The sequence below is a fragment of the Nonomuraea sp. NPDC004702 genome (assembly GCF_053601695.1).
The window spans coordinates 21,855-29,599 of sequence record NZ_JBSGCE010000087.1 but is presented as its reverse complement, the minus strand read 5'-3'; the positions used below and the strand labels follow the sequence as shown (position 1 = coordinate 29,599).

Sequence of the window (7,745 nt, the reverse complement as noted above, 5' to 3'; positions counted from 1 at the left end):
GCGGGGCCAACTCGCACGTCCGGTTCGGGAGGGCGGCATGGAGAAACGGACCCGGAGAAATCCCGGCACCGCGCTCCATGCCGACCCCACCACGATGTGGAGGTCCAGGACGAAACCGGGAAGGTCCTCAAGCGGGTCCGGCTGCCTGAGGGGATGGCCGGGATGTCCCGGTTCCACGAGCTGGTAGGTCGGTTCGTGGCCGAGGACGCCGAGCCGTCTGAGGTGCTGGTGTGTATCGAGACCGACCGGGGCCCGTGGGTGCGGGCGCTGCGCGCCTGTGGTTACCGGGTGTTCGGGGTGGACCCCAAGCGGGCCGCCCGGCATCGGGAGATTCTGGGCTCCTCGGGGGCCAAGAGCGACAAGGGCGACGCCCACGCGCTGGCGGACATGATCCGCACCCGGCGGCATCAGCTGCGGGAGGCGGCCGGGGACTCCGAGATCGCCGAGGCGGTCAAGGTCGTCACCCGTGCTCATCAGGCGCTGCTGTGGGAACGGACCCGCCACATGCTGCGCCCGCGGGTGGCGCCGCGGGAATACTTCCCTGCCGCGCTGGAGGCCTACAAGCCCCTCGGCCTCACCTCGGATGCGGTCTTGAAACTGCTGGCCAAGGCCCCTTCCCCCGAGGCTGCGGTGAAGCTCACACTCAGTCAGATCTCGGGAACGTTGAAGGGCCGCCGCGACATCCCCGCCAAGGCACAGGCGATCCAGGACGTCCTACGCAGCGAGCACCTGGGCCAGGCGCCGCTCGTCACGACCGCCTACGCCTCTACCGTGAAGTCGCTGGTCGCGATCATCGCTGTCCTCAACCAGGAGATCAAGACCCTCGAAGGGCAGGTCGAGGCCCATTTTGGCCGGCACCCGGACGCTGAGGTCATCCTCAGCCAGCCCGGCATCGGCGTCGTTCTCGGCGCCCGGGTGCTCGCCGAGTTCGGAGATGCCAAGGACCGCTACGCCTCGGCCAAGGCACGCAAGAACTATGCCGGAACCTCGCCCATCACCCGGCAATCGGGCAAGACACGAGTGGTCCAGGCACGGTTCGTCCACAACGACCGGCTCGTGGACGCCCTTCACCTCCAAGCGTCCTGCGCCCTTTTGCACGACTCTGCTGTCCGCGCCTACTACGACCAGATCAAAGCCCGGGAGATCAGCCACAACGCCGCCCTGCGCCAGGTCGCCAACCGCTTGGTGGGCATCCTCCATGGCTGCCTCAAAACCCACAGCCCCTACGACCAGGCAACCGCCTGGTCGCACCGGTCAAACGACCTCGCTGCTTGACAACAAACGTCCAGGGATGTCTGACCCGAGCCCGGTCGACCGCGCCCAGCCGGGCTCCAAACACCACGTCATCACCGACGGTGATGACATCCCCCTCGCCGCCTCTTTGACCGGCTGCAACCGCGACGACGTCTCCTCCGCCGTCTGCACATCCGCTGGGAAATCCGCGAAGCGTTCATGACCCTCGCTGCCGCGATCATCTGCTGGCGCCGCCTCGTCCGCTGATCTTTCCGTTAGGACTTCTCGGTATCGTCGACCTGCTGGCGGCTGCGCGACTGGCACGCGGCCGGTGTCTGGGACCGGCCGCACCGGGTCCTGCTCGCCGACCTGCACGCCGGCGGCCAGCTCGACTGGGTTAAGGCGGTGATCGACAGCTCGCACGTCAGGGCGCTCAGGGGCGGCCAAACCGGACCGCCCCCTGGGCGAGTGTTCTGGCCGTCGTCAGATTGCGAGGACTCTCGTGACCCCGATCTACCTGTCCGCGGACATCCGAAGGTGGGCTCCGAAGAGCTAAGCCGATCTTCAGCAGGCCAGCGACAGCGCCTGATCAAGGAATCCCGTCGCCGCGACCTAAGGGAGGTCCCAGCGCCGCAGGCGACAACCGGGAGGCCGCCAAGGGCATGGTCTCCTTCGCGGCGTGCATCATGTGAAAGCACCTGGCCACCTCCCGCTCCCGCGGTTGGGTCAGCGAACTCGCACTCAATACGGTGCACCCCGCATCCGAAGGAACGCACAGCTGTGGGCGCTGATCTCGGTCCGCCGCCCGTCATACGACGCGAAACGACGCCTTGGCGCGCCTTGTCATGCGTAATCCCCACGACTACAGGTCAGCGAGCGCCAAGGTGTGGACGTCCCGAGAGAGGTGCTGCTCTCAGGACCTTCACCCGGCATGGGGGAGCGGGCGCATGCGGACCGGCCGGCACGGCCAGGCCGCCCTCCCCAGGCCGGCGCGCACAGGTGTGCACTGGCTGCTGTGAGATCCCATACCGGTCCGCGACGTCGGTTCGCCTACGACAGCACTTCGATCACCGCGGCATGGCGCCGCCACACGACACTCAACCCCGCCATTAAGCCTTTTCATCCTCCTTGCCCAGCTCCCCAGAGCAGGTGTGATGGCTCATCTCCTCCTCCAGCTCAGCTGCCGGAGGTCTGAGCTTTGTCGCAGGCCACAGGGTCCGTCTCCGCCAGCCACTGCTCCTGACCTGCGGCAATAGGATGAAAAAGGCTCATTGACACCCGATCCTCGCCGAGGCGCCGGTTACCGCTGTCACGGAACCGCCCCTCGGCTTGTCCCAGCTCGTAGCAGCGCTTCCCCGATCAAAGACCCTTGAGGGACTCGCGGACCCACAAGGCCACGTTCGGGTTCGGCGTCATCAAGGTAGGGCCCAGCCGCTCGACATCGACGATCACCGTGCGCCCTCGACGAAGCCGGGCTTATCGCGCCCCAATCGGCAAAGAGCGATCGTGGCATCGTCGCTCACCTTGTACCGAGGCCATCGTACTTTTCCCGCGTCTGCGAGTTCGGTCGCGCGCACCCGACGCAGCCACGCCGCCGGCCCCTGCTCCGAAAGCGTCTCCAGAGCCTGGCTCCAATCCATCACCGCGTAGGCGTCCACGAGGCAGGACGCGCCATCGGTCATGACCGCGAAGGCACGCACCTCGCCGAGGGAGACCGAGCCGACCAAGGCATGCTCAGCCGCCTCCGGCACCGCTCCGGCAAGCCAATAGCCGCCCTCGACGTTGCGTAGCTTGCGTTGGGCGATGATCAATTCCTCGAGGCGCCGCTTCTGCTCCTCGCTTCCCGGCGCCGCGGCCTTGGCCGCCCGGGCGAGGCCTCCGACAAGGGCGTCCACTCGCCGATCACAGATGACCTCGACGCCGCTCACAGTCTCGAAGGCTATCGTGGCGTCGGAGAGTACGAGGTAATCCAGCCGGTCAGCGAAGCGCCGTGCGATGGCGACAGTCGCCGAGGGGGTGCCCTCAGCGGTCAAGTCGCAGGTGTCGGCGTGGAGCGAGGCAACCGTACGCACCGCCTCGAACAGCACCGCGCGCAAGCCCCCGCCAGGCGCCTGGGAAGCCGCCACAACAATCTGCGTAGCCAAGGCGTTGGCGTACCAAGGGGTGCCGTGAACGCACCCCGTGGTCAGCCCCGACGTGCTCACTCCGTCAACAACCGCGACGACATCTGTCGTGGCGGCGAGCGCGTCTTCGTTGGGCACTGCATCCGACCCGGCCAGCGAGGCGAAAGTGACGTCCATGTCGTGATCCTGGCATGAGGTGGTGTCAGAGGCGAGCCAGAGGAATAGGATTTCGCAGCCTGGCTGCTTTTGATTGGAGTGGCCCGATGATGTCCGGGAACCGCTTGTGCCTAAGTGGTCCAGTTCGTAAGTCATTCGAGGGTACACACGGCCGCTTGTAGTGCGGCAGGCTGGTGATCGCAGCCGGTGGGCTGCTGGAAGTGGTGCTCCTTCTGTTCGTGTCGCTCGATCCGGGCAATCAGGTCCTCGAGGTCGGCCGGGGTGAACTTCCATCTGAAGGGCCGGGCGGTCTCGTTGTAACGGCGCTCGAAGGCGATCAGCCGGTCTTCGACCTGGTCAAGGCCGGTGAAGTCGTTGGGTGTGACGACCTTGCGTTGCACGATGGAGAAGAAGATCTCGATCTGGTTGAGCCAGGACGCGTGCACGGGAGTGTGGACCATCACCGCGTTGGGGAACCGGGCGGTGAGCCGGTCGGCGGCGGCCTTGCCACGATGGGAGGAGCCGTTGTCCACGACCCAGAACACCCGCCGGGCCGAGGCGTAGGGTTCCCGCGTCATGACCTGCTCGGCCAGGTCTATGAGGGGATGATGCCCGTCTTGGGCGAGCAGCGCCCGAACATGCGGCCGTGGGGGAAGTCGTTGGCGGCCAGGTAGGCCAGCGCGCCGCTGCGGTCGTAGTTGTGGTTGATCCGCATTCTGCGGGCGGTGCCGGGCGGCGGAGTGGGATGGCGGCGGCAGCGGGCCTGGATCGGGGTCCTCGTCGGCGGAGATCACGTACTCGTCGCTGGCCAGGCCAGATGCGTTGGTAGAGGTCGAATACAGGGGCGGCCTTGGTGGCGAAGTCGGGGTCGCGGATGAACACCCAGGAGGCGTGCTGCCAGGGCGCTCGCTGAGCAGGGCGTCCGCGTCCTTTACCTGGATCATGAGAACTCGTCTGGCGAGGTGCGGCATCGCCGCCGCGCCATGGGCTCCCAGGCCGTGGCGCCGGACAACCTTACCTATTTGAGTTTCCCGCTCGTGTCGGCGCTGGACACCCGGGCTGGCGAGGCCCGCTTCCACGCTCTGGTCGAAGTCGCCAAAGCAGACGTGATCTTCCTGGATACGTTGTCGAAATTCGTCACCGGCGACGAGGATTTCCCCACCATGCACACTGCGGCGTGCAACACCGCGATCGTCCCCTCCCCCCGGCGTGGCATCACGGTGATCGCGTTAGAGCACTCGGGCAAGGACCTGTCGCGAGGTCCGCGGGGCGGGTCCAGCAAGGGCGACAACGTGGACGTGCTGTGCATGCTGACGGTGAAGGCCGACAATCGGCTGCGGCTGGAGCGGCGGGCGAGCCGGACGGGCCGGGGGCCGGATTTGGTGGAGCTCGTCGGCTACTAGGAACCTCTGCGGCATCTGCCGGCTGACGGGCAGCCGGGCGACGTTCTGTCGGTGGAGGTTCGTTTCTGCATCGCGAAGCGCTGAATACGGCGATCAGGGTTCGTCGTGAGCGAGGGGACATGCTGGCGGGCACGTTCGATGCGCTGGCGGAGCAGGAGGAGGCGGATCTGGAACAGTTCCACAACGACTGCCTGTTTCCGCAGGTCAGAAAGTGGGGGAACAGGTTTGGGAACAGGTCCGCTCTATCAGAAGCATTTCCGCAGGTCACGACGTTGCGACCTGTTCCCAAGATCCGGGAGCAGGTCGGGAACAGGTGGCCGCGGGCAGAGTCCCAACCTGTTCCCACCCCACCCCCTATGAGGGGGTGGGAATAAGGTGGGACAGCCCCAGATTTCAGTGTCCACCCGCGTCGCGTCCGGCCGGGATTCCGGCGCAGCTTCCGATCGTGTGACACGCTAAATGGGTGTATACCCGCCGCGAATCCCGCCGCCGCTGGTGGCCTCTCAGCCGCCGCAGAACCGGCTTCTACTTCCGGCCAAGCCGACGCCGCTGGCTCGGCCTAACCGCCGCTGTAGAGCCTGCTGAGCCGACGGCGTCCGACGAGGGACTGCAAGTGTGGCGGATCGCCTGGTGGGGCGACGGCTGGGGCGTCTGGGCCGGCCGTTACCCGAACCTCACCGCGCCGCCCGGCTACAGCACGGCCAGCATCCCGCACTTCATGCACGAGGCCGCCAACCACTGGGCGCTCGGAGTCGTCCCTCCACACGTCGGCACGGTCATCACGTGTGCGCATCGGGGTGACCCGAGCGCACCTATGTGACTGGCTTCGGCTTGTCGCAGTTCACACGGTCGTCGCTCGTTTCGTCGGTCACTTTATGCAGGTCGCCGTTGACGAATGTCCCAGTGATGGACGCCCGCGCCCGGTAGTCGCCAGCTCGGCACGGCGCGGACAGCAGCGGGTAGGAGTGGGCCATGCCGGGCGGCTGCGTGTAGAAGTCTCGGGCCACCTCGAACCACTCGCCGAACAGGCCGTCCTTGTGGTCGATGGAGATGCGCGCGTAGAAGCTCGACAGCACCGCCTGGTCGCACTTGATGCGGAGGCTCGCCCGCACCTTCGGCTCCGCCTGGCCGAGCCGGACGGCGACGATCGGCGCCCACGAGCTCGCGTAGCCGTGCTCGCCTTCGGGATCGGTGCTGCTGTGGGCGCCGCAATTCGCCGGGGTCGCGGCGGTGACGATGGCCATCGCGATGCGGGCGGAGAGGTGGGGCCAGTGTGTGTGTATGGGCACGTCGGGACGCTACCTTTGTGAATCACGTTCGGCAGCAGGAGGCTAGCGGAATGCGACCGTGTGGTGAGGCGGCGGCGTGGACACACATCCGGCAGAGAGTTACCTTGTCTGCCATCACCGAGCAGGAGTTGCGCTGCTCGAAGCAGCCCACGTGCGACGCGCGGCTTGATCGGGGCTACGATCTCGGGTGTCCGTCAAACCGGATCAAGATCAAACTTTCCACCGGACCCCGGGCGATTCAATGAACTGGGGCTTTGGGTGTACGACCCCTTGGTGAGAGAGCCGTCCGGCCCGCTACGTGGTCGTCGGCCACTCCGCGGGCGCCTCGTTCAGAGGCGGGCTTGCCAGCGCCACTGCGAGACAGGTTGATCTTGACGAGCCCGCGTCATACCGTAATCGCCGCAGTATCGGACATGCCGACAGTCCTCGAGTCAATATCTGGACGTGACCCGCCACCTCCGCGCCCTGGCAGCCGGATTCCCTACCCACGCCTCCGTCTCCAGACCCGCGAACACGTCCGCCCGGACCGCATCCACGAACCGCGACCAGGTCTCTTCGGGAATCTCCAGCACCTTCGGCTGCCAGCCCACCGGCCGATCAACCTTGCTGAACCCCTCGTCGATCTCCGCGCGCACCCAACCCGGCGCATCGGTCACCCGCTCTGGCAGGTACCCGCCGTCCTTGACCACGTGCAGGAACTCCAGCCACGCCCGCTCCCGCGTGACGAGTCGAACCTGACCCCACCGAAGCCGAACGAATGGCCCAGCCTCATCATGGCGAGCCTCCACATAACCAGGATCGTCGTCGTTCACGACCGCCGCCCATGGTCTGACTGCCCGCCAGGCCGGGGCACCAGCGCCCACACAACCCGCTCGCCAACCAAGGTTGCGTAGGTGCCCCACAGCCCCTGTGTGACGTCGTGCACCACCCGAAGTCCACGCCCGTGCTCGTCCGTCTCCGACGACACCCGAGGATGCGGCACCCGCCCGTTTAGACCCGGGTCCACCACGATCAGCCGCCAGAACCCCGACTCCGGAACCAGATGCACCCGCACCCACTCCGCCGCCGCGTGCACCAGCGCGTTGGTCACCAGCTCCGAAGCGATCAGTTGCAGGTCCGCCAGAGCTTCATGATCCAGCCCCATCCACGCGGTCAGCTCCCGGCGCGCCAGCCCGGGGAGCGTCGCGGGATCACCGATCTCGCCAAGGAACCACACTTTGACGCCTGCGAACGGGGGATCAGTGGCGTCTCCCCCCGTGCCCACCCTGTACTCGCGCTCCGTTTGACTTCGTGTCGCCATTCGCTTGTCCTCTGCTCTGACCTCACGCGATCGTCCCTGTACGTCTGGATCTTCTGCCGCCGAAGCCATCTCCCTGACACTCAAGATCTCGCCCGTCATTTCGCCCGACGGAGTGTGGGCATAATGTCGGAGTGTTTCTGCGAGACCTTGCCGCCATCGGCTTAGTGCTCCCAGATTGCCCGCTCACAGCGGCGGATTGCACGACAGATCGACGGACAGTCTGATGACGGAAGGACGCACG

Annotated in this window: 7 protein-coding genes and 3 pseudogenes; 5 read left to right on the top strand and 5 right to left on the bottom strand. The window is 66.5% G+C overall.

From position 1 onward, the window contains the following. Nucleotides 1–96 precede the first annotated feature (96 nt). The 3 genes and pseudogenes from ACWEJ6_RS48510 to ACWEJ6_RS48500 all read left to right on the top strand — a co-directional run. Complete coding sequence (locus tag ACWEJ6_RS48510) at nucleotides 97–1,275, top strand: IS110 family transposase (RefSeq protein WP_452432181.1); 1,179 nt, start codon at nucleotides 97–99, stop codon at nucleotides 1,273–1,275. Between the two features lie 25 nt (nucleotides 1,276–1,300). Then, nucleotides 1,301–1,411 (top strand): annotated as a pseudogene (locus ACWEJ6_RS48505) (IS5/IS1182 family transposase); the annotation flags it as partial. A 119-nt stretch (nucleotides 1,412–1,530) separates the two neighbouring features. Beyond that, nucleotides 1,531–1,695, top strand: a pseudogene (locus ACWEJ6_RS48500) (IS5/IS1182 family transposase); the annotation flags it as partial. Between the two features lie 986 nt (nucleotides 1,696–2,681). Here the strand turns inward: ACWEJ6_RS48500 and ACWEJ6_RS48495 are convergent. Both ACWEJ6_RS48495 and ACWEJ6_RS48490 read right to left on the bottom strand, forming a co-directional pair. Continuing rightward, the gene (locus tag ACWEJ6_RS48495) at nucleotides 2,682–3,533 is read right to left on the bottom strand and encodes an integrase (RefSeq protein WP_452432179.1); all 852 of its coding nucleotides are present in this window, start codon (nucleotides 3,531–3,533) and stop codon (nucleotides 2,682–2,684) included. Between the two features lie 131 nt (nucleotides 3,534–3,664). Next, nucleotides 3,665–4,090 carry a transposase gene (locus tag ACWEJ6_RS48490; RefSeq protein ID WP_452432177.1) on the bottom strand — a complete coding sequence of 142 codons (426 nt, stop codon included), beginning with the start codon at nucleotides 4,088–4,090 and terminating at the stop codon, nucleotides 3,665–3,667. Between the two features lie 339 nt (nucleotides 4,091–4,429). Here ACWEJ6_RS48490 and ACWEJ6_RS48485 point away from each other — a divergent pair. Further along, nucleotides 4,430–4,915 (top strand): annotated as a pseudogene (locus ACWEJ6_RS48485) (AAA family ATPase); the annotation flags it as partial. Nucleotides 4,916–5,528: 613 nt separating this feature from the next. Next, nucleotides 5,529–5,735, top strand: a complete 207-nt coding sequence (locus ACWEJ6_RS48480; RefSeq protein ID WP_452432175.1) for a hypothetical protein — start codon at nucleotides 5,529–5,531, stop codon at nucleotides 5,733–5,735. On the opposite strand, the gene ACWEJ6_RS48475 is transcribed toward ACWEJ6_RS48480, so the two are convergent. From ACWEJ6_RS48475 to ACWEJ6_RS48465, 3 genes are all read right to left on the bottom strand, one after another. Beyond that, complete coding sequence (locus ACWEJ6_RS48475; protein WP_452432174.1) at nucleotides 5,728–6,204, bottom strand: hypothetical protein; 477 nt, start codon at nucleotides 6,202–6,204, stop codon at nucleotides 5,728–5,730. The two genes, ACWEJ6_RS48480 and ACWEJ6_RS48475, sit on opposite strands and share 8 nt — an antisense overlap. Nucleotides 6,205–6,635: 431 nt before the next feature. Beyond that, on the bottom strand, nucleotides 6,636–7,016 hold the full coding sequence (locus ACWEJ6_RS48470; protein WP_452432173.1) for a hypothetical protein: 381 nt from the start codon (nucleotides 7,014–7,016) through the stop codon (nucleotides 6,636–6,638). Next, a complete protein-coding gene (locus ACWEJ6_RS48465) occupies nucleotides 7,013–7,504 on the bottom strand; it encodes an ATP-binding protein (protein ID WP_452432171.1) in 492 nt (163 codons plus the stop codon). The genes ACWEJ6_RS48470 and ACWEJ6_RS48465 overlap by 4 nt, the downstream gene beginning before the upstream one ends. Between the last annotated feature and the right edge of the window lie 241 nt (nucleotides 7,505–7,745).